General features: G+C 70.6%; 13 protein-coding genes and 1 riboswitch. Of the genes, 2 read left to right on the top strand and 11 right to left on the bottom strand.

Annotated elements, in window-relative coordinates:
* Window positions 1-152 precede the first annotated feature (152 nt).
* From ACTWOL_RS27835 to ACTWOL_RS27825, 3 genes are read right to left on the bottom strand one after another with little or no spacing between them, the layout of a single operon-like run.
* A complete protein-coding gene (locus tag ACTWOL_RS27835; protein WP_474299538.1) occupies window positions 153-1,364 on the bottom strand; it encodes an alkaline phosphatase family protein in 1,212 nt (403 codons plus the stop codon).
* The gene (locus ACTWOL_RS27830; protein WP_474299537.1) at window positions 1,364-1,957 is read right to left on the bottom strand and encodes a DUF5998 family protein; all 594 of its coding nucleotides are present in this window, start codon (window positions 1,955-1,957) and stop codon (window positions 1,364-1,366) included. Before ACTWOL_RS27830 ends, ACTWOL_RS27835 begins: the two co-directional genes overlap by 1 nt.
* A gap of 39 nt (window positions 1,958-1,996) precedes the next feature.
* Window positions 1,997-4,900, bottom strand: coding sequence for a bifunctional acetate--CoA ligase family protein/GNAT family N-acetyltransferase (locus ACTWOL_RS27825; protein ID WP_474299536.1), 2,904 nt, complete (start codon window positions 4,898-4,900; stop codon window positions 1,997-1,999).
* A 193-nt stretch (window positions 4,901-5,093) separates the two neighbouring features.
* Between ACTWOL_RS27825 and ACTWOL_RS27820 the strand changes: the two genes are divergently transcribed.
* A complete protein-coding gene (locus ACTWOL_RS27820; RefSeq protein WP_474299535.1) occupies window positions 5,094-5,375 on the top strand; it encodes an HPr family phosphocarrier protein in 282 nt (93 codons plus the stop codon).
* 246 nt (window positions 5,376-5,621) lie between these two features.
* Here the strand turns inward: ACTWOL_RS27820 and ACTWOL_RS27815 are convergent, their stop codons facing one another.
* From ACTWOL_RS27815 to ACTWOL_RS27800, 4 genes are all read right to left on the bottom strand, one after another.
* The gene (locus ACTWOL_RS27815; RefSeq protein ID WP_474299534.1) at window positions 5,622-6,305 is read right to left on the bottom strand and encodes a GntR family transcriptional regulator; all 684 of its coding nucleotides are present in this window, start codon (window positions 6,303-6,305) and stop codon (window positions 5,622-5,624) included.
* Window positions 6,306-6,499: 194 nt separating this feature from the next.
* The gene (locus ACTWOL_RS27810) at window positions 6,500-7,273 is read right to left on the bottom strand and encodes a M23 family metallopeptidase (RefSeq protein WP_474299533.1); all 774 of its coding nucleotides are present in this window, start codon (window positions 7,271-7,273) and stop codon (window positions 6,500-6,502) included.
* Between the two features lie 12 nt (window positions 7,274-7,285).
* A riboswitch (cyclic di-AMP (ydaO/yuaA leader) is annotated at window positions 7,286-7,454 on the bottom strand.
* Window positions 7,455-7,662: 208 nt separating this feature from the next.
* Window positions 7,663-9,066 carry a M16 family metallopeptidase gene (locus ACTWOL_RS27805; RefSeq protein WP_474299532.1) on the bottom strand — a complete coding sequence of 468 codons (1,404 nt, stop codon included), beginning with the start codon at window positions 9,064-9,066 and terminating at the stop codon, window positions 7,663-7,665.
* On the bottom strand, window positions 9,063-10,430 hold the full coding sequence (locus tag ACTWOL_RS27800; RefSeq protein WP_474299531.1) for a M16 family metallopeptidase: 1,368 nt from the start codon (window positions 10,428-10,430) through the stop codon (window positions 9,063-9,065). The genes ACTWOL_RS27805 and ACTWOL_RS27800 overlap by 4 nt, the downstream gene beginning before the upstream one ends.
* A 239-nt stretch (window positions 10,431-10,669) precedes the next feature.
* Here ACTWOL_RS27800 and ACTWOL_RS27795 point away from each other — a divergent pair, with 239 nt between their 5' ends.
* Window positions 10,670-13,123 (top strand): DNA gyrase/topoisomerase IV subunit A, encoded by a 2,454-nt coding sequence (locus tag ACTWOL_RS27795; protein ID WP_474299530.1) that lies wholly within the window; start codon window positions 10,670-10,672, stop codon window positions 13,121-13,123.
* Between the two features lie 169 nt (window positions 13,124-13,292).
* On the opposite strand, the gene ACTWOL_RS27790 is transcribed toward ACTWOL_RS27795, so the two are convergent.
* From ACTWOL_RS27790 to ACTWOL_RS27775, 4 genes are all read right to left on the bottom strand, one after another.
* On the bottom strand, window positions 13,293-14,405 hold the full coding sequence (locus tag ACTWOL_RS27790; protein ID WP_474299529.1) for a CobW family GTP-binding protein: 1,113 nt from the start codon (window positions 14,403-14,405) through the stop codon (window positions 13,293-13,295).
* A gap of 145 nt (window positions 14,406-14,550) precedes the next feature.
* On the bottom strand, window positions 14,551-16,143 hold the full coding sequence (locus tag ACTWOL_RS27785) for a solute symporter family protein (protein ID WP_474299528.1): 1,593 nt from the start codon (window positions 16,141-16,143) through the stop codon (window positions 14,551-14,553).
* Complete coding sequence (locus tag ACTWOL_RS27780; protein WP_474299527.1) at window positions 16,140-16,670, bottom strand: DUF485 domain-containing protein; 531 nt, start codon at window positions 16,668-16,670, stop codon at window positions 16,140-16,142. Before ACTWOL_RS27780 ends, ACTWOL_RS27785 begins: the two co-directional genes overlap by 4 nt.
* 163 nt (window positions 16,671-16,833) lie before the next feature.
* Entirely contained in the window at window positions 16,834-18,951 is a 2,118-nt protein-coding gene (locus ACTWOL_RS27775; protein ID WP_474299526.1) for a DNA gyrase/topoisomerase IV subunit B, read from the bottom strand.
* Window positions 18,952-19,051: the final 100 nt, after the last annotated feature.

Genomic DNA, 19,051 nt, shown 5'->3' with positions numbered 1-19,051 from the left:
AAGTGACGGCCTTTCGGTTTCTCGCCGGGTGCGGACACCCGGGTGGGCACGCGGTCCGGAGTCTGGTTCCGGGGTCTGGTTGACGGGGCGGTCAGGTCTGGGGCTCGAGGGTGCCCGGGCGTCGGTGGGCTCCGATCGCTCGGGTCAGCGGGTCAGCTGCGTACCTCGATGAGCGGGACGAGTTGTTCCACCGGCGTCATGGAACCATGCATGCCGACCATGGCCGACTCCCGGGGTTCGCTCACCGAAGCGGTGATCACGACATCGGCGTGCGCCGCGGCGACCACGTCGCCGATGCGCCCGTGGACGCGGTCGTCGACCTGGGCGCCGAACCAGCCCGCGGCGATCGCCTCGTCACGGCTCGCGACCCAGAAGCGGTCCCCCAGCACCTCGCGCCAGACGGCGAGCACATCGGCCTCGGCCCCCGGCACGGCGTACACATGCCGGGCCCGGCCCTCACCGCCCAGCAGGGCGACGCCGGCCCGCAGTTCCCAGTCCTCGTCGAAGTCGATGCGCGACTCCTCGTCGAACGGGATGTCGATCATGCCGTGGTCGGCGGTCAGATAGAGCGCCGTGCGCGGAGGCAGCTGCTCGGCGAGGCGCTGGACCAGGCGGTCGACGTACATGAGCTGGCCGCGCCAGGCGTCGGAGTCCACACCGAAGCGATGGCCCTTGCCGTCGAGCTCGCTGTAGTACGTGTAGACGAGCGAACGGTCGGCGGCCGCCAGCTGCTCGGCCGCGAAGTCCATGCGCTCCTCACCGCTGAGGCGCCCGTGGAACGTCCCACCGCTCAACGCGATCTTGGTGAGCGGGGTGTCCTGGAAGGCCGGTGACGAGACCTGCGCGGTGTGCACGCCTGCCTCGTCGGCGAGCTGGAAGACGGTGGGATACGGCTGCCAGACGCGCGGGGAGGTCCATGGCGTCCAGCGCAGCTGGTTCATCAGCTCACCGGTCTCCGGGTTGCGGGCGGTGTAGCCCGGCAGACCGTGCGCGCCGGGCGGCAGTCCGGTGCCGAAGGAGGCCAGCGAGGTGGCGGTGGTGCTGGGGAAGCCGACGGTGATCGGTTCACCGGTGCCGCCCCGTGAGGAGCCCAGCAGCGAGGTCAGGAAAGGCGCCTCGTCGGGGTGCGCCCTCAGCTGCTCCCAGCCGAGGCCGTCGACCAGGAAGACGCAGTTGCGGTCGGCGGGCTTGAGTTCGGTGAGCGTGGCAGGCACACCGGGCACCCCCTGGCCCGCGGCGATGGTCGGCAGCAGGTCCGCCAGCGACCCGGAGCCGTACGCCGGTACGGCCGCGCTGTCGAGTGCGAGCGGAGCGGGCTCGCCGGGCCAGAAGTCCCCGTACGGGCCGGAGTCAGGCCGGGTCATCAGCGTCCGGCCGTCGTGGCGGCCGTGGCCTCGGAGAGCGCCTGTGCGAAGGCGAGCGTCTGGCGGACCGCGTCCGGGCCGTCACCGGCCTCGCTGACGCGCAGGCTGAGGTCGTCGGCGGTGGAGCTGCCGGTGTAGCCGTGGTCCGCGTCGCAGTTGGGGTCCCCGCAGGCGGCGGGCTCCAGGTCGATGCGGGAGACGGCACCCCAGCCGATGGTGAGCACGACCTCGCGGGGCAGGGTGCCCGGCTTGTACGACTCCGGGTTGGCGACGACCCGGCTGACGACGACGGACGAGATCCGGCCCAGCTTGACCGACTCGGTGGAGGTGGTGGCGTACGGCGTCGGGGAGCTGCTGTCGGCGGCCTGCTCGTCGGTGTGGCTCACGACGAAGCGGGTGGCGGTCAGCACCAGGACCGTGACGTGGCGCCGGACCTCGTTGGCGTCGAACGTGGTCTCCTGGTGGACCAGGTACGACGCGATCTGCTCGCCGCCGACGGCGGCTTCCACCGCCTCGGCCACGAGAGCCGGGTAGTAGCCGCTGCGCTCGATCGCCGCGCGCAGCCCCTGGGTCGTCGTACCGGTCTTCGCCATGGGCTCCATCCTACGGGGCCCGGGGACCCGGGAGTGCGCTCAGTAAAGGGGGAGCGTCCGGGGACCGAGGTCGGTGCGGGGCGGCGGCGGGGCGAGCCGGACGGTCGCCCCGAGCACGGAGAGTCCGTGCTGGGCGACGACGACCGGTTCCAGGCCGATCGCGACCACCTCCGGGTGGTCGTCGACCAGTCGTGACACCCGTAGCAGCAGCTCTTCGAGCGCATCGCCGTCCACGGGGGCGGAGCCCCGCCAGCCGAAGAGGATGGGGGCGGTCCGGATGGAGCGGATCAGTTCCGCGGCGTCACGGTCGGTGGCCGGGACCAGGCGGTGGCCCGTGTCGCCGAGCAGATCCGTCGCGGGTCCCGCGAGCCCGAACGACAGCACGGCGCCCACGGCGGGATCGACGGTGGCGCGTACGACGGTGTCCACTCCCCGGGGGACCATGGCCTGCACGACCGGCCTCAGCTCGGCGGGCCCGCCGAGCGTCTCGGCCAACTCGGCGTACGCCTGGCGGACTTGCTGCTCGTCGGCGAGGTCGAGACGCACTCCCCCGAGGTCCGCGCAGTGCCGCAGGTGAGGTGCCATGGTCTTCAGCGCCACGGGGTAGCCCAGCTGTGCAGCGGCGCGGACGGCGGCGTCAGGGCTCGGCGCGGGGACGGTGGCCCGTACGTCGATCCCGTAGCGCGCGAGCAGTGCGCGGGTGTCGTGGTCGGTGAGAGTGACGCCGTGTGCGCCGCGGGTCTGCTCCATCACACGGCCGACGAACGCCGCGGCCCCGGCCTCGTCGATGTCGTCGAACTCCGGCACCCTGCCGGGGCGGGCGGCATCACGCCGCCACTGCGCGTACCGCACGGCCTCGGCGAGGGCGCGTACGGCGCGCTCCGCGGCCGGGTAGGCGGGGATGCGCGGCGCGGCCGGGAGCGCGGGTGGGACGCCCTGGCCCGGGGCGGCGTCTTCGGGCCGTCCGGCCGGTGGCTGCGGGGACAGCGGTCCGCGGGGCGGGGCGGGCGGACCGACCGGCGGGCGATCGCCGGGAGCCGCGTCGGCCGCGGGCGCGGCGACTGCCCCGGACCTTTGCGGGGCCGAACTCGTCGCCGCCGCCAGCGCGTCCGCCAGCCCTCCCAGTTCCACATGGACGACGAGGACCGGTTTGGCAGGGCCGGATTCCGCCGCCCGGCGCAGCGCCGCCGCGAGCACCTCGCCGTCGCCCGACTCGGTGACACCGCCCTCCCCCACCCAGGGGATGGCGTTGACGACGACCGCGTCGCACGCCTCGTCCTTCAGCGCCTCGGCCAGGGCGTCGCAGAAGTCCTGCGGTGTCGCCGCCGTCGTCAGGTCGCGCGGCGGCAGCGGCCGCAGGCCCTCCGCGAGGCAGGCGTCGTAGGTGAGCAGCCCGAGCGACTCGGAGTTCCCGAGGATTCCCACCCGGGGCCCCACGGGCAGGGGCTGCCCGGCGAGCAGCAGCCCCACGTCGACGAGTTCCGTGACGGTGCCGACGCGGATCACTCCCGCCTGGGCGAGCAGCTCCGAGACCGTGGCGTACGGAACCCGCGTGATCGGCACCGCGTGCCCCGGGGGCGCGCTTCCGCTGTGCCGTGCGCCGCGCACGACCACCACGGGCTTGACCGCCGCCGTGCGCCGGGCGAGCCGGGTGAACTTCCGCGGATTGCCGAGGGATTCCAGGTACATCAGGACCACGTCGGTGTCGGGGTCCTCGTAGCAGTACTGGAGGAAGTCGTTGCCCGAGACGTCCGCCCTGTTGCCCGAGGAGATGAACGACGACAGCCCGGCACCGCGTCGGTGCAGCCCGCTGAGGAGCGCGATACCGATGGCACCGGACTGGGTGAAGAGTCCGATCGGGCCGCGGGCCGGTGACTCCGGGGCGAGCGACGCGTTCAGCCGGACCCGGTCCGCGGTGTTGATGACGCCGAAGGCGTTCGGCCCGATGATCCTCATCCCGTACGTGCGCGCCTGCCGCACGAGTTCGCGCTGGCGCTCCCGTCCGCGGGCACCGCTCTCCGCGTATCCGGCGGCCAGGACGACCAGCCCCTGCACGCCGTGCTCACCGCAGTCCGCGACCACGTCGGGCACGCGTTCGGCGGGTACCGCCACGACCGCCAGGTCGACCGGCTCCCCGATCTCCCCGACCGAGCGGTGGGCGGGCACGCCGTCCAGGTCCCGCTCCTCGGGCCCCAGGGCGAGGTTCACCGCGTACAGCCGCCCGGTGTAACCCGAGGCCACGAGATTGCGCAGCGCGGCTCGTCCCACTCCGCCCGGGGACCGGCCGGCTCCGATGACCGCCACCGACCCGGGCGCGAGCAGGCGCTGCACGGACCGTGCCTCCGCCCGCTGTTCCCGGGCCCGCTGGACGGCGAGGGACTGGGCGGTCGGCTCCAGCTCCAGCGTCAGCCGGACGGCGCCGTCCTCGAAGCTGCGCTTCTGGGTGTAGCCGGCGTCCGTGAACACCTTGATCATCTTGTTGTTCGCCGGCAGCACCTCCGCAGCGAACCGCCGGATGCCCCGCTCGCGGGCGACCGCCGTGATGTGCTCGAGCAGCGCGGAGGCGACGCCCCGGCCCTGGTGGGCGTCCTGGACCAGGAAGGCGACCTCCGCCTCGTCGGCGGGTGAGGACGCCGGCATGCCGGCGGCGTCGATGCGGTCGTAGCGGACGGTCGCGATGAACTCGCCGCCCACGGTCGCGGCCAGGCCCACCCGGTCCACGTAGTCGTGGTGGGTGAACCGGCGGACGTCCTTCGCGGACAGCCGGGGGTAGGGCGCGAAGAAGCGGTAGTACTTGGACTCGTCCGAGACCTGCTCGTAGAAGCTGACGAGCCGCTCGGCGTCCTGTGTGGTGATGGGCCGGATGCGCGCGGTGCCACCGTCGCGCAGCACCACGTCGGCTTCCCAGTGGTCGGGGTAGGCGTGATCCGACGGGGTCTGCATGGGCCAAGACTACGGGCCGGGCCCCGGTCGCGAAGCCCGGAACGCGGGTGCAGGCTGAGGTCACCCGGGCGCCCGGGACCGGCGTCTCCCGCGGGCCCGGGAAAGGGACATCGGGTCGGCGCCCGGCTGCCGGGCACTCCGCACATCATGAGAGACTGGTCTAGACAACCGCTAGGACTTGAAGGGCATCACCATGGCTGAGCGCCGCGTCAACGTCGGCTGGGCCGAGGGCCTGCACGCCCGCCCCGCTTCCATCTTCGTCCGTGCCGCCACGGCCTCCGGCATCCCGGTGACCATCGCCAAGGCCGACGGCACCCCGGTCAACGCCGCTTCGATGCTGGCGGTGCTCGGCCTCGGCGCGGAGGGTGGCGAGGAGATCGTGATCGCCTCCGACGCGGACGGCGCCGAGGTGGCGCTGGACCGGCTGGCGAAGCTGGTCGCCGAAGGGCTCGAGGAGCTCCCGGAAACCGTCTGACCGGCCGGCCGCGGCCGGTGCGGCCACGCGCACCGGCATCGCGGCGCACTGCCGGAAACCGGGACATCAGAAAAATCGGCGGCGCCCCGCGTAATTCATGGCAGGCGATTCACCGCGATAACCCTCATGATCCTCATGGACCTGAATTTTCCACGGCGCAATCTCGCCGCATTTCCATGGCGGGCACTTTCAGGGTTGGTCAGGATCACCGCACCCAGGCGGCCTTCTTTGTATACGGCGCCTTTGTTAACAGCGGACACTCGCCGTGTTTACGGCTTGTTGCGAACCCTTCACGGCCCTGCGCGGCGGAATACGCAATCGGTGCGCCCCGGTCGTCCGCTCGGCGTGCAGCGCGGTCAGCGCACGCGCCCGCTCCACGTCACCCCGGGCCACCGCGTCCACGATCGCGCCGTGCTCGGACCAGCACTCCACCGGCTGCGCCGGCTGCTCCACCACATACATCCAGGCGATCTTGTGCCGGAGCTGGGTGAGCAGCGAGACGAGGGCGGGGCTGTCGGACGCCTGCACCAGCGTCTCGTGGAACCAGCCGCCCAGCGACCGCAGATCCTCTCCCTGACCCCGGCGGGCCCGCTCCTGGCCGAGTCTGACCAGGCCGCGCAGCACCTTGAGATGGGCCTGCGTCCGCCGCTGCGCGGCCCGGGCCGCGCCCAGAGGCTCCAGGATCATGCGGACTTCCAGGAGATCCGCGGCCTCCTGTTCGGTGGGCTCGGCGACACACGCGCCGGCATGCCGCCGCGACACCACGAAGCCCTCCGACTCCAGGGTGCGCAGCGCCTCGCGGACGGGGACGCGTGAGACGCCGTAGCGGCCCGCCAGCTGCTCCTCGGCGAGCCGGCTGCCGCGCTCGAAGACACCGGACACGATGTCGTCGCGGATTGCCGTGCACACCGAACGCGCAGGAATGCGCATACCGAACCTCCGCTTTAATCCGCACGAAACCCGATCGGACGACGTCTGTCCGGTGACTCTATTCCAATGGGCCGGAATTTCCGATGGCCTCCACCACTTCATGGATATCTTTTGGCCGGAAAATGCCGAAGGCCCCGCCGGTAAGATGACCGGCGGGACCTTCAACCGCTATTGCTGCGGGCCGTGCGAGTGCGTCAGACCTTGACTCCGTGGCCGCGCAGATACGCGACCGGGTCGATGTCCGATCCGTAGTCGGCGCTCGTGCGGGCCTCGAAGTGGAGGTGGGGGCCCGTGGTGTTGCCGGTCGAGCCGGACAGGCCGATCTGCTGGCCCGGGGTGACGCGCTGACCGACGGAGACGCCGATGGACGACAGATGGCCGTACTGGGTGTACGTGCCGTCGTGCATCTTGATCACGACGTTGTTGCCGTAGGCACCGCCCCAGCCCGCCTCGACCACGGTGCCCGTGCCGACCGCGACGACCGAAGTGCCGGACGCGGCGTGGAAGTCGATGCCGGTGTGGCTGCCGGAGGACCAGACGGCACCGCCCGCGTGGTAGTCGGTGCTGACGTACGACCCGGCGACGGGCAGGTTGTAGGTCATCAGGCGCTTGCGCTCGGCCTCACGGGCGGCGCGCTCCTGGGCGTCACGGGCGGCCTGGACCCGGATCTCCGCCTTGCGCTTCGCCTCGGCCTCGGCCCTGGCCTGCTCGGCGGCCAGATTGGCCTCTTCCTGCTGGACGTCGGCCTGGGCGCCGACCTGCTCGGCGAGGGTGTCATCGGCCACGATCACCTGGTTGAGACCGGTGTCCTCGACCGAGACGCTGTCCGTGTCGGCCGCGAGGGCCGGCGAGGCGAGAGCGCCGACGACGCCGGTGGTGGCGATGGCCGCGGCTCCGGCGATACCCGCACGCTTGCGCAACAGCCGGCTCGGACCACGATGCTTCCCGGTGGCACGGGTGAACGCCATGTAGTGGCTTGTCCTTTCCTTCCTTCTCGCCTACCGGGTTAGCTGACGGGTTCGGAGCAGGAAGGTCTCCTACGGATCCCCTCCACGCGTGAGCGCGAAGGCGTTCCGATTCACCCCAGGGGACATATGGGTCCCCGGCTCCCCAGGCTCGCGCCCGACGGGGACTCGGCGATGACTGTCCGATGCCGCGGGTGCGGCAGATGCATCCAACGGACAGCGCAGAAGACGCTAAGCCGATCTTCTTCCAATCACCAAACGGACACGCGTTTTTGTCGCGCATGCCACAGGTCAGACGGGTAGCCTCACCAACAAAACGGACATACGAAAGGGCCCCGTTGACACATCGCCAACGAGGCCCTTCCCGGGCACCTCACCGCTCGGGCGGTCAATCAGCCTGTGACAACCGTCACTTCACCGATCCCGAGGGCCCTGACCGGCTCTTCGATCTCGGCCGCGTCCCCCACGAGCACCGTGACAAGCCGGTCCACCGGGAAGGCGTTGACGACCGCGGCCGTCGCCTCGACGGTGCCCGTCTCGGCCAGCCGGGCGTACAGCAGCCCCTGGAAGTCGTCCGGCAGGTCCTGCTCGACCTGGTCGGCCAGCGTGCCCGCGACCGACGCCGCGGTCTCGAACTTCAGCGGGGCCACACCGACCAGGTTCTGTACGGCGACGTCCCGCTCCGCGTCCGTCAGCCCCTCGGCGGCGAGGGTGCGCAGCACGGTGAACAGGTCATCGAGGGCGGGGCCGGTGTGCGGGGTGTCCACCGAGCCGCTGATCGCGAGCGTCGCCGCGCCCGTGGCGCCGCCCGGGGCCGAGGGGGCGGCGGAGCGCAGCACCTGCGCGAAGGCGCGGACACCGTAGGTGTAGCCCTTCTCCTCGCGCAGGACGCGGTCCAGGCGCGAGGTGAGCGTCCCGCCCAGGCAGTACGTGCCGAGGACCTGGGCCGGCCAGACGCTGTCGTGGCGGTCCGGACCGATACGGCCGATGAGCAGCTGGGTCTGGACCGCACCGGGACGGTCGACGATGACCACACGGCCCGTGTCGTCCGCGGTGATCGGCGCCATGGGACGGTGCTCGCCCGCGCCGCCGGTCCAGGCCCCGAGCGTGTCGGCCAGCACGGCGTCCACGTCGACACCGGTGAGATCCCCGACGATCACGGCGGTGGCCGATGCGGGCCGGACATGGGCCTCGTAGAAGGCCCTGACGGCCGCGGAATCGATGCGCTCCACGGTCTCCTCGCTGCCCTGACGGGGCCGCGACATGCGCGACGACGCCGGGAACAGCTGCCTGGAGAGCTCCTTGGCGGCCCGGCGGGCGGGATTCGCCGTCTCGTGCGGGATCTCGTCCAGGCGGTTGCGCACCAGCCGCTCGACCTCGCTGTCCGCGAACAGCGGCGCCCGCAGGGCCTCCGCCAGCAGACCGAGGGCCTTGAGCAGCCGGGAGACCGGCACCTCGAGGGAGACACGGACGCCGGGGTGGTCGGCGTGCGAGTCGAGCGTCGCACCGCAGCGCTCCAGCTCCGCGGCGAACTCCTCCGCCGTGTGCTTGTCGGTGCCCTCGGAGAACGCCCGGGCCATGATCGTGGCAACGCCGTCGAGGTCCTCGGGCTCCGCCTCCAGCGGAGCGTCGATGAACACCTCGACGGCCACGACCTGCTGACCGGGCCGGTGGCAGCGCAGCACGGTCAGCCCGTTGCCGAGCGTGCCGCGCCCTGGCGCGGGGAACGCCCACGGCCGGGCCTGCCCGGGCTGCGGCTGCGGGTGGAAGTCCATGGTCACGGCAGCCTCGGTCACTGTCCGGCCCCCTCTGCGTCCTGTGCGTCGTCGTCGTTGTCGTCGGCGTCCTCTGAGGCTGCTGCGGCCCCGATGGGCTCGTACACCAGCACCGCGCGGTTGTCCGGGCGCAGCCGGGCCTGCGCGACGTCCTGCACCTCCTCGGCGGTGATGTCGAGGACCCTAGAGACGGCGCTGAACGCCAGCTGGGGGTCGCCGAACAGCACGGCGAACCGGCACAGTTCGTCGGCACGGCCCGCGACGGTGCCGAGCCGGTCCAGCCACTCGCGCTCCAGCTGGGCCTGGGCGCGCTCCATCTCCTCGGGCGTCGGGCCCTCGGCGGCGAACCGGGCGAGCTCCTCGTCGACGGCGGCCTCGATGGCGGGCACCTCGACACCGCCGGACGTCTTCACGTCCAGCCAGCCCATCGACGGAGCCCCGGCGAGCCGCAGCAGGCCGAAGCCCGCGGCGACGGCCGTGCGGTCGCGGCGCACCAGACGGTTGTGCAGACGGGACGACTCCCCGCCGCCGAGGACGGTGAGCGCCAGGTCGACGGCGTCGCACTCCCGTGTGCCGTCCTGTGGCAACCGGTAGGCGGCCATCAGCGCGCGTGCGGGGACCTCCTCGACGAGCTCCTCGCGCAGCTGCTCGCCGATGGTGTCGGGCAGCGAGCCGTCGCGCGGCGGCTGCTTGCCGTCGTGGGTCGGGATGGAGCCGAAGTACTTCTCGATCCAGGCGAGGGTCTGCTGCGGGTCGATGTCGCCGACGACCGACAGCACCGCGTTGTTGGGCGCGTAGTACGTCCGGAAGAAGTTCCGCGCGTCCTCGAGCGTCGCCGCGTCCAGGTCGGCCATCGAGCCGATCGGCGTGTGGTGGTAGGGGTGGCCCTCGGGGTAGGCGAGGGCGGTCAGCTTCTCGAAGGCGGTGCCGTAGGGAACGTTGTCGTAGCGCTGGCGGCGCTCGTTCTTGACGACGTCCCGCTGGTTCTCCATGGACTCGTCGTCCAGCGCGGTGAGCAGCGAGCCCATACGGTCGGCCTCCAGCCAGAGCGCGAGCTCCAGCTGGTGGGCGGGCATGGTCTCGAAGTAGTTGGTGCGCTCGAAGCTGGTGGTGCCGTTGAGCGAGCCGCCCGCCCCCTGCACCAGCTCGAAGTGCCCGTTGCCGGAGACCTGTGCGGATCCCTGGAACATCAGGTGCTCGAAAAGGTGAGCCAGGCCGGTACGTCCCTTGACCTCGTGGCGCGAGCCGACGTCGTACCAGAGGCAGACCGCGGCGACCGGGGTCAGGTGGTCCTCCGAGAGCACCACGCGCAGGCCGTTGGCCAGGCGGTGCTCGGTCGCTGTGAGGCCGCCGGAGCCGGCCTGCGCTGTGGCCGTGTGACCCATGGGCATGTGGTCCCTTCGATCGCGTTTCAGGTGTCCTGCCACTGTATGCAAGGCCGCCGACAGTCGGCGAAGTTCCGGCGGGTTCCGTCGCGGCTACGGGACGTGGTCACGTCACGTGCCGCGGACCGTGGTTCGGCGTCCGGGTCCGGGTCGCGGTCGGCGTTGTCGGCGGCACGGTCCACAATGGTCCGCGTCAGATCCCGTTCATGGTTCATGTTGGTGAAGGAGCCGCAGCAGCGATGGCCCGCCGCAGCACGAAGACGCCGCCGCCCGACGACTTCGAGGAGAGGATCCTCGATATCGACGTCGTCGACGAAATGCAGGGCTCCTTCCTCGAGTACGCGTACTCGGTGATCTACTCCCGGGCCCTGCCGGACGCACGGGACGGCATGAAGCCCGTACACCGCCGGATCGTCTACCAGATGAACGAGATGGGGCTGCGTCCCGACCGGGGCTATGTGAAGTGCGCCCGGGTCGTCGGCGAAGTCATGGGCAAGCTCCATCCGCACGGTGACGCGTCGATCTACGACGCCCTGGTGCGGATGGCCCAACCCTTCTCGATGCGGCTGCCGCTCGTCGACGGCCACGGGAACTTCGGCTCGCTCGGCAATGACGACCCGCCCGCCGCGATGCGGTACACGGAATGCCGGATGGCCGACGCGTCCGGCCTGATGACCGAGTCGATCGACGAGGACACGGTCGATTTCGCACCGAACTACGACGGGCAGGAGCGGGAGCCGGTGGCGCTCCCGGCCGCCTTCCCGAACCTGCTGGTCAACGGCGCCTCGGGCATCGCGGTCGGTATGGCGACGAACATGCCGCCGCACAATCTCGTCGAGGTGATCTCCGCCGCGCGCCATCTGATCAGGCACCCCGGCGCCGACCTCGAGACCCTGATGCGGTACGTCCCGGGTCCCGATCTGCCGACCGGTGGCCGGATCGTGGGCCTGTCCGGGATCAGGGACGCCTACGAGACGGGCCGGGGCACCTTCAAGATCCGTGCCACGGTGGCGGTCGAGAACGTCACGGCACGGCGCAAGGGCCTCGTCGTCACCGAACTCCCCTTCACCGTGGGCCCGGAGAAGGTGATCGCGAAGATCAAGGACCTGGTCGGCGCGAAGAAGCTGCAGGGCATCGCGGACGTGAAGGACCTCACCGACCGTGAGCACGGACTGCGCCTGGTGATCGAGATCAAGAACGGCTTCATCCCCGAGGCCGTCCTGGAGCAGCTCTACAAGCTGACCCCGATGGAGGAGTCCTTCGGCATCAACAACGTGGCGCTGGTCGACGGCCAGCCGCTGACGCTGGGCCTCAAGGAGCTCCTCGAGGTCTACCTCGACCACCGCTTCGACGTGGTGCGGCGCCGCAGCGAGTTCCGCCGCGGCAAGAAGCGCGACCGGCTGCACCTCGTCGAGGGCCTGCTCGTCGCGCTCCTCGACATCGACGAGGTCATCCGCCTCATCCGCTCCAGTGAGAACTCCGCACAGGCGAAGGAGCGCCTGATCGCGCACTTCTCACTCAGCGAGGTCCAGACGCAGTACATCCTGGACACGCCCCTGCGCCGTCTGACCAAGTTCGACCGGATCGAGCTGGAGAGCGAGCGCGACAGGCTGACCGCGGAGATCGCGGAGCTGACCCGGATCCTGGATTCGGACGCGGAGCTGCGCAAGCTGGTCTCCGGGGAACTGGCGGCGGTGGCCAAGAAGTTCGGCACCGAGCGGCGCACGGTGCTGCTGGAGTCCGCGGGCGCGCCGGCTACCGCTCCCGCTTCGCTGCAGGTCGCCGACGACCCCTGCCGGGTGCTGCTCTCGTCGACGGGACTGCTCGCCCGTACGGTCACCGCCGAGCCGCTGCCACAGGGCGACGGCAGGCGCACCAAGCACGATCTGATCGTCTCCGCGGTCTCCGCGACGGCGCGTGGCGAGGTGGGTGCGGTCACGTCGGCCGGGCGGCTGCTGAGGCTCTCGGTGATCGACCTCCCCCAGCTGCCCGACTCGGCGGCCGCGCCGAATCTGTCGGGCGGGGCGCAGCTGTCGGAGTTCCTGTCCCTGGAATCGGACGAGTCGGTGATCTGTCTGACCACCCTCGACGAGGCCTCACCCGGCCTGGCGCTCGGCACACGCCAGGGTGTGGTCAAGCGCGTGGTGCCGGACTACCCGACCAACAAGGAAGAGCTCGAGGTCATCTCCCTGAAGGAGGGCGACCGGATCGTCGGCGGCGTCGAGCTGCGTACGGGCGATGAGGACCTGGTCTTCATCACCTCCGACGCCCAGTTGCTGCGCTTCCAGGCGGCACAGGTCAGGCCGCAGGGCCGGCCGGCGGCCGGTATGGCGGGCATCAAGCTCGCCGAGGGCGCCGAGGTGCTCTCGTTCTCCGCGGTGGACCCGGCGGCCGACGCGATGGTCTTCACGGCGGCGGGCTCCACGGACACGCTGGACGACTCGATCACGACGGTGAAGCTGACACCGTTCGACCAGTACCCGCGTAAGGGCCGTGCGACCGGCGGTGTGCGATGCCAGCGCTTCCTCAAGGGTGAGGACGTGCTGGTGATGGCCTGGGCCGGTGCGGCACCCGCCCGTGCGGCGCAGCAGAACGGAGTGCCGTCCGAACTGCCGGAGACCGACCCGCGGCGCGACGGTTCGGGAATCCCGCCGACCAAGCCGGTGGCGGCGCTGGCCGGTCCCGTGTCGTAGGGCTGTCCCGCACTACGCGCCTGGCGGGTACTGCGGGACAGCCCTTGGGCGCGGAAGGCCGGAGGGCGCGGAAGGCCGGCGGGAGCGGTCCGGGTCCGCCCGGACGCCCCCGGCCAGCCCGGTTGCTTGGCTCGGTGAAGCGCGCCCGCCCCACGGCGGGCGCGCTTCGTCAGTCGTCCGGTTCGCCCTGTTCGCTCTCGGACGCGGCCACGGGCCTGGGCACATACCGCAGCACGCCCCACATGGTGTGCTCCTCGGGGGCGTCCTGGGGGCCGCCCACCCGGGCGGCACCGAGCTCCTCGAGCAGGACTGCCGTGTCGATGCCGGAGCCGATGAGAACCAACTGGGTGCACCGCTCGGCTGTTTCGGTTTCCTGCCAGGGCTCCGGGTAGAAACGCAGGAACCTGCCGACGGAGTGGACGGTGTAGCGGTTGGCGGGGTCGGCGGCGCCGAAGTCCACGAAGCCCTTGATCCGGTAGAGCCCATCGGGCCGGGAGTCGAGGAAGTCCAGCAGCCTGCGGGGGTGGAGGGGCTCGGCCGCGGTGAAGGAGGCGGTCTCGTAGGCGGCGTGGAGATGGCCGTCGTGGCCGTGAAGGCCGTGTTCTGAACCGTCGTCGTGCATGTCGCCGTACGTGTCATCGTGCATGTCGTCGAACGACAACTGCCCCACGCGTTCCCCGCGTGGGCGGCACTCGAAGAGCAGTGCGGGATCGATACGGCCGTAGACCGCGGGGATCACCGCCGCCCCCTCGGCAACGCCGGTGATCCACTCCCGCAGCCGCTCCCCCGCCTCGTCGCCGACCCGGTCCGCCTTGTTGAGCACGATCAGATCGGCGATGGCCAGATGCCGCTCGACCTCGGGGTGCTTCTCGCGCGTCGCCTCGAACTCGGCCGCGTCGACGACTTCGACCAGACCTCCGTACACGATCCGCTCGTTCTCGCTGGCCAGGACCATGCGGACCAGTTCCTGCGGTTCGGCGAGACCGCTCGCCTCGATCACGATCACATCGATGCGGGCAGCGGGTCCGGTGAGTTTCTCCAGGAACACGTCGAGCTCGCTCGCGTCGACCGCGCAGCACAGACAGCCGTTGCCGAGAGAGACGGTGGAGTCACCGAGCTGGCCCGCCACCGTCATGGCATCGATCTCGATCGACCCGAAGTCGTTGACGATCGCGCCGATCCTCGTCCCGCCGCTCGCTCTCAGCAGATGGTTGAGCAGCGTGGTCTTGCCGGATCCCAGAAATCCCGCGAGGACGACGACGGGGATCTGAGGCTGGCTCAACGCGGCTCCCAAGGGGCTTTCGTACGTGGTCGAGCCTCCCAGGATAGGTCCGCGGTCCATGAGTGACGGCCGGCAGGGGGTATCCCGGACCTGCGCTCTACGAGGACCGTGGACACCCGCCGATCAACACTGCCTGCCACCGTGCTTACACCGCACCCGCGCCGGTCAGCGACCGTACTTCCGTCTCCGCGTGTTTGGTCTCGTTCGGCGGTTCGGACGAGGTCACCGTGCCGATCCAGCCCGACAGGAAGCCCAGGGGGATGGAGACCACTCCCGGATTCTGCAGCGGGAAGACCCGGAAGTCCGCGTCCGGGAAGAGCGCCTCGGGGCTGCCGGACACCACCGGCGACAGCAGCACCAGCAGCACGGCGGGGATCAGCCCGCCGTAGACCGACCAGACGGCGCCGCGGGTGGTGAAGTTCCGCCAGAACAGCGAATAGAGCAGGACCGGCAGATTGGCCGAGGCGGCGACAGCGAAGGCGAGGCCCACCAGGAACGCCACGTTCAGATCGCGGGCGATCAGTCCGAGCGCGATCGCGGCCGCGCCGATACCCGCAGCCGCGAGACGGGCCACCGCGACCTCACTGTGCCGCTTCGCCCCGCGCCGCCGGAGCGAGGCATACAGGTCGTGCGCGACCGATGCCGACGAGGCGAGTGTGATTCCCGCGACGACGGCCAGGATCGTCGCGAAGGCGATCGCCGCCACCACGGCGAACAGCACCGTGCCTCCGGTGGAACCGGCGCCACCGCCGAGGTCGAGGGCGAGCAGCGGAACGGCCGTGTTGCCCGAGCCGTTCGAGGCCCGTACCCGCTCGGTGCCGAGGATGGCGGCGGCGCCGAAGCCGAGCACGATCGTCATCAGGTAGAAGCTGCCGATCAGTCCGATGGACCAGACGACGGAACGGCGCGCCGCACGCGCCGTGGGGACGGTGTAGAAACGGGACAGGATGTGCGGCAGTCCCGCGGTCCCCAGGACCAGGGCGAGTCCCAGGCTGATGAAGTCGGCACGCGCCGTCCAGTCCCCGCCGTAACGCAGCCCGGGCGCCAGGAAGTCCCTGCCGTGGCCGCTCTGCCGTGCGGCGGAGTCGAGCAGCGCGTTGAAGTCCCCGTGGAAGCGCGTCAGCACGAGCACGGTCAGCGCCGTCGCACCCGCCATCAGCAGCACGGCCTTGACGATCTGGATCCAGGTGGTGGCCCGCATCCCGCCGAGGGACACATAGATCACCATCAGGGCGCCGACCCCGATGACGGTCCAGGAGCGCGCGGTGTCGCTCGTCCCGCCGAGGAGCAGGGCGACCAGGCTGCCCGCTCCCACCATCTGCGCCACCAGGTAGAGCACGGACACCGTGACCGAGGACGCGCCCGCCGCGATACGCACCGGCCGTTCCCGCATCCGGGCCGCGACGACGTCGGCCAGTGTGAACCGGCCGCAGTTGCGGACGAGTTCGGCGACCAGGAGCAGCACGATGAGCCAGGCCACCAGGAAGCCGACGGAATAGAGCATCCCGTCGTAGCCGTAGAGGGCGATGAGGCCGGAGATGCCAAGGAACGAGGCTGCCGACATGTAGTCACCGGCAATGGCGAAACCGTTCTCCATCGGAGAGAACAGCCGCCCGCCCGCGTAGAACTCCTCCGCCGAACCCTGCCGGTTGCGGCTCACCCAGGTGGTGATGGCCAGGGTGACCGCGATGAAGGCGCTGAACAGCAAGAGCGCCAGGGTCTGGTGGTCGCCGGTCAACTCTCGTCCCCCCAGCCCGGGTCGACGTTCCGTGCCGCCTGCCTCGCCCCCGTGTGCCCGGACTCCCGCGTCTGGTCGAAGACCGTCCACCGCAGATCCAGCGCCACGCGGTCCCTGCGCAGCCGAGCGTGCCGCGCGTAGGCCCAGGTGAGCAGAAAGGTGCTGAGGAACTGCCCGAGCCCCGCCACCATCGCCACATTGACGGCGCCGGCCACGGGCCTTGCCATCAGACCGGGTGCGGCGGTGGCGGCGACGACGTACGCCACGTACCAGGTGAAGAAGGTGAGCGTCGCCGGGACGACGAACCGCCTGTAGCGGCTGCGCACCTCCTGGAAGGCCGCACTGCGCTGTACATCCCGATAGATGTCGGCCGGTCGGTGCCGGTACTCCGGGTACGCGGCCCCCGGGAGCGCGGCCGGTGCGGGCATACCCGTCCCGTCCAGCTCGCCCCACCCGAAGGCCAGCGCGTCGTACCACGGGTCGTCGATGCGCAACGCACCGGCGTCCCGGCAATCCTGCTTCTCCACGCTCAGCTCTCTCCCTGTCAGCGAACCATTGCGGTCGCTTGCCCCAGAATGGACAGAACGGGGAGATCCCTGACTCTTCTCTCTTCCTCTTCACCCCATTAGGTGACGGATGCCGCGATTCAGCTGGGAACGCGGGTATAAGGCACCGTCGGGGCGGTCGGCGTCAGGCGTCGATGCGCGAGCGGTCGAGTGTCGCCGCACTGCTCGTGATGAACTCCTTGCGCGGGGCGACCTCGTTGCCCATCAGCAGGTCGAAGACCTGCTCGGCCGCTTCCAGGTCGCCGATGTTGATCCGGCGCAGCGTACGGTGGCGCGGATCCATGGTGGTCTCCGCCAGCTGGTCGGCGTCCATCTCGCCCAGACCCTTGTAGCGCTGGATCGAGTCCTTGAAGCGGATGCCCTTGCGCTGGAACTCGAGCAAGGTCGAACGGAGTTCGTTGTCCGAGTACGTGTACACGTACTTGTCCTGGCCCTTTTTGGGCTGGACGAGCTCGATCCGGTGGAGCGGGGGTACGGCGGCGAAGACCCGGCCGGCTTCGACCATGGGCCGCATGTAGCGCTGGAAGAGGGTCAGCAGCAGGCAGCGGATGTGGGCACCGTCGACGTCCGCGTCGACCAGGAGGACGATCTTGCCGTAGCGGGCGGCGTCGATGTCGAAGGTGCGGCCGGAGCCCGCTCCTATGACCTGGATGATCGCTCCGCACTCGGCGTTCTTGAGCATGTCGGAGACGGAGGACTTCTGGACGTTGAGGATCTTGCCCCGGATCGGGAGCAGCGCCTGGAACTCCGAGTTCCGGGCGAGCTTGGCCGTCCCGAGCGCGGAGTCGCCCTCGACGATGAAGAGCTCGCTGCGGTCGACGTCGTCACTGCGGCAGTCGGCGAGCTTGGCCGGCAGGGAGGACGACTCGAGGGCCGTCTTACGCCGCTGGGCCTCCTTGTGCTGGCGGGCCGCGATACGCGTACGGGCGGCGGCGACGGCCTTCTCCAGGACCGCCCTGGCCTGCGCCTTGGCGTCGCGCTTGGTCGACGTCAGAAAGGCCTTGAGCTCCTTGGCGACCACGTTGGCCACGATCCGGTTCGCGGCGGAGGTGCCGAGAACCTCCTTGGTCTGGCCTTCGAACTGCGGCTCCGCGAGCCGCACGGTCACGACCGCGGTGAGACCCTCGAGTGCGTCGTCCTTGACGATGTCGTCCTCGGCCACCCTCAGCAGCTTGGCGGAGCGCAGCACCTCGTTGACCGTCTTGGTGACGGAGCGCTCGAAGCCGGTGACGTGGGTGCCGCCCTTGGGCGTGGCGATGATGTTGACGAAGGACTTGACCGAGGTGTCGTAGCCGGTGCCCCAGCGCAGGGCGATGTCGACTGCGAGATCGCGGGTGACCTCGGTCGGGGTCATGTGGCCGCGGTCGTCGAGCACCGGCACGGTCTCCTTGAAGCTGCCGTGGCCGGTCAGCCGCAGGACGTCGCAGACGCCCTTGTCCTGGGCGAGGTACTCGCAGAACTCGCTGATACCGCCGTCGAAGCGGAAGATCTCCTGCGACTTGCCCTCGCCCTCCAGGTCGCGCTCGTCGCGGACGACGATCGTCAGGCCCGGGACGAGGAAGGCGGTCTGGCGGGCGCGCTGGTGCAGCGTCTCGAGGGAGAGCTTGGCGTCCTTGAGGAAGATCTGGCGGTCGGCCCAGTAGCGCACACGGGTGCCGGTGCGGGTCCGGGGCACCCGCTTGCCCTTGATCAGCCCGTTGGCCGGATCGAACGGTGAGTCCGGGCCGGACTCGGTGAAGATGCCCGGGACGCCGCGGCGGAAGCTGATCGCATGCGTCGCGCTGCTCCGGTCCACCTCGACGTCGAGGCGGGACGAGAGCGCGTTCACGACCGAGGCGCCCACGCCGTGCAGACCGCCGGACGCCGCGTAGGAGCCGCCGCCGAACTTCCCTCCGGCGTGCAGCTTGGTCATGACGACCTCGACCCCCGACAGACCGGTCTTCGGCTCGACGTCGACGGGGATGCCCCGTCCGTTGTCCCGGACCTCGACGGATCCGTCCTCGTGGAGGATCACCTCGATGTGGTCGCAGTACCCGCCCAGGGCCTCGTCCACCGAGTTGTCGATGATCTCCCAGAGGCAGTGCATAAGCCCGCGGCTGTCGGTCGACCCGATGTACATGCCGGGCCGCTTGCGGACCGCCTCGAGCCCTTCGAGAACCAGCAAGTGCCGCGCGGTGTAGTTGGAACCGTCACGGTCTGCGGTCAGCAGCGCACTGGACGGCACGGACGTTTCGGCGGTCACGCGGTTCGCTCCTCGCTGAATTTGGATCTGGCCTCTGTGGGGTAAAGGCCCCGGCGTCGGTCGCCGGTCAGAGGGTACCGAGGCCTGATAGAGCCGATGT

Source organism: Micromonospora sp. IBHARD003, assembly GCF_056106285.1.
The sequence above is the reverse complement of the archived record's forward strand: the minus strand, read 5'-3'. Positions and strand labels throughout refer to the sequence as shown.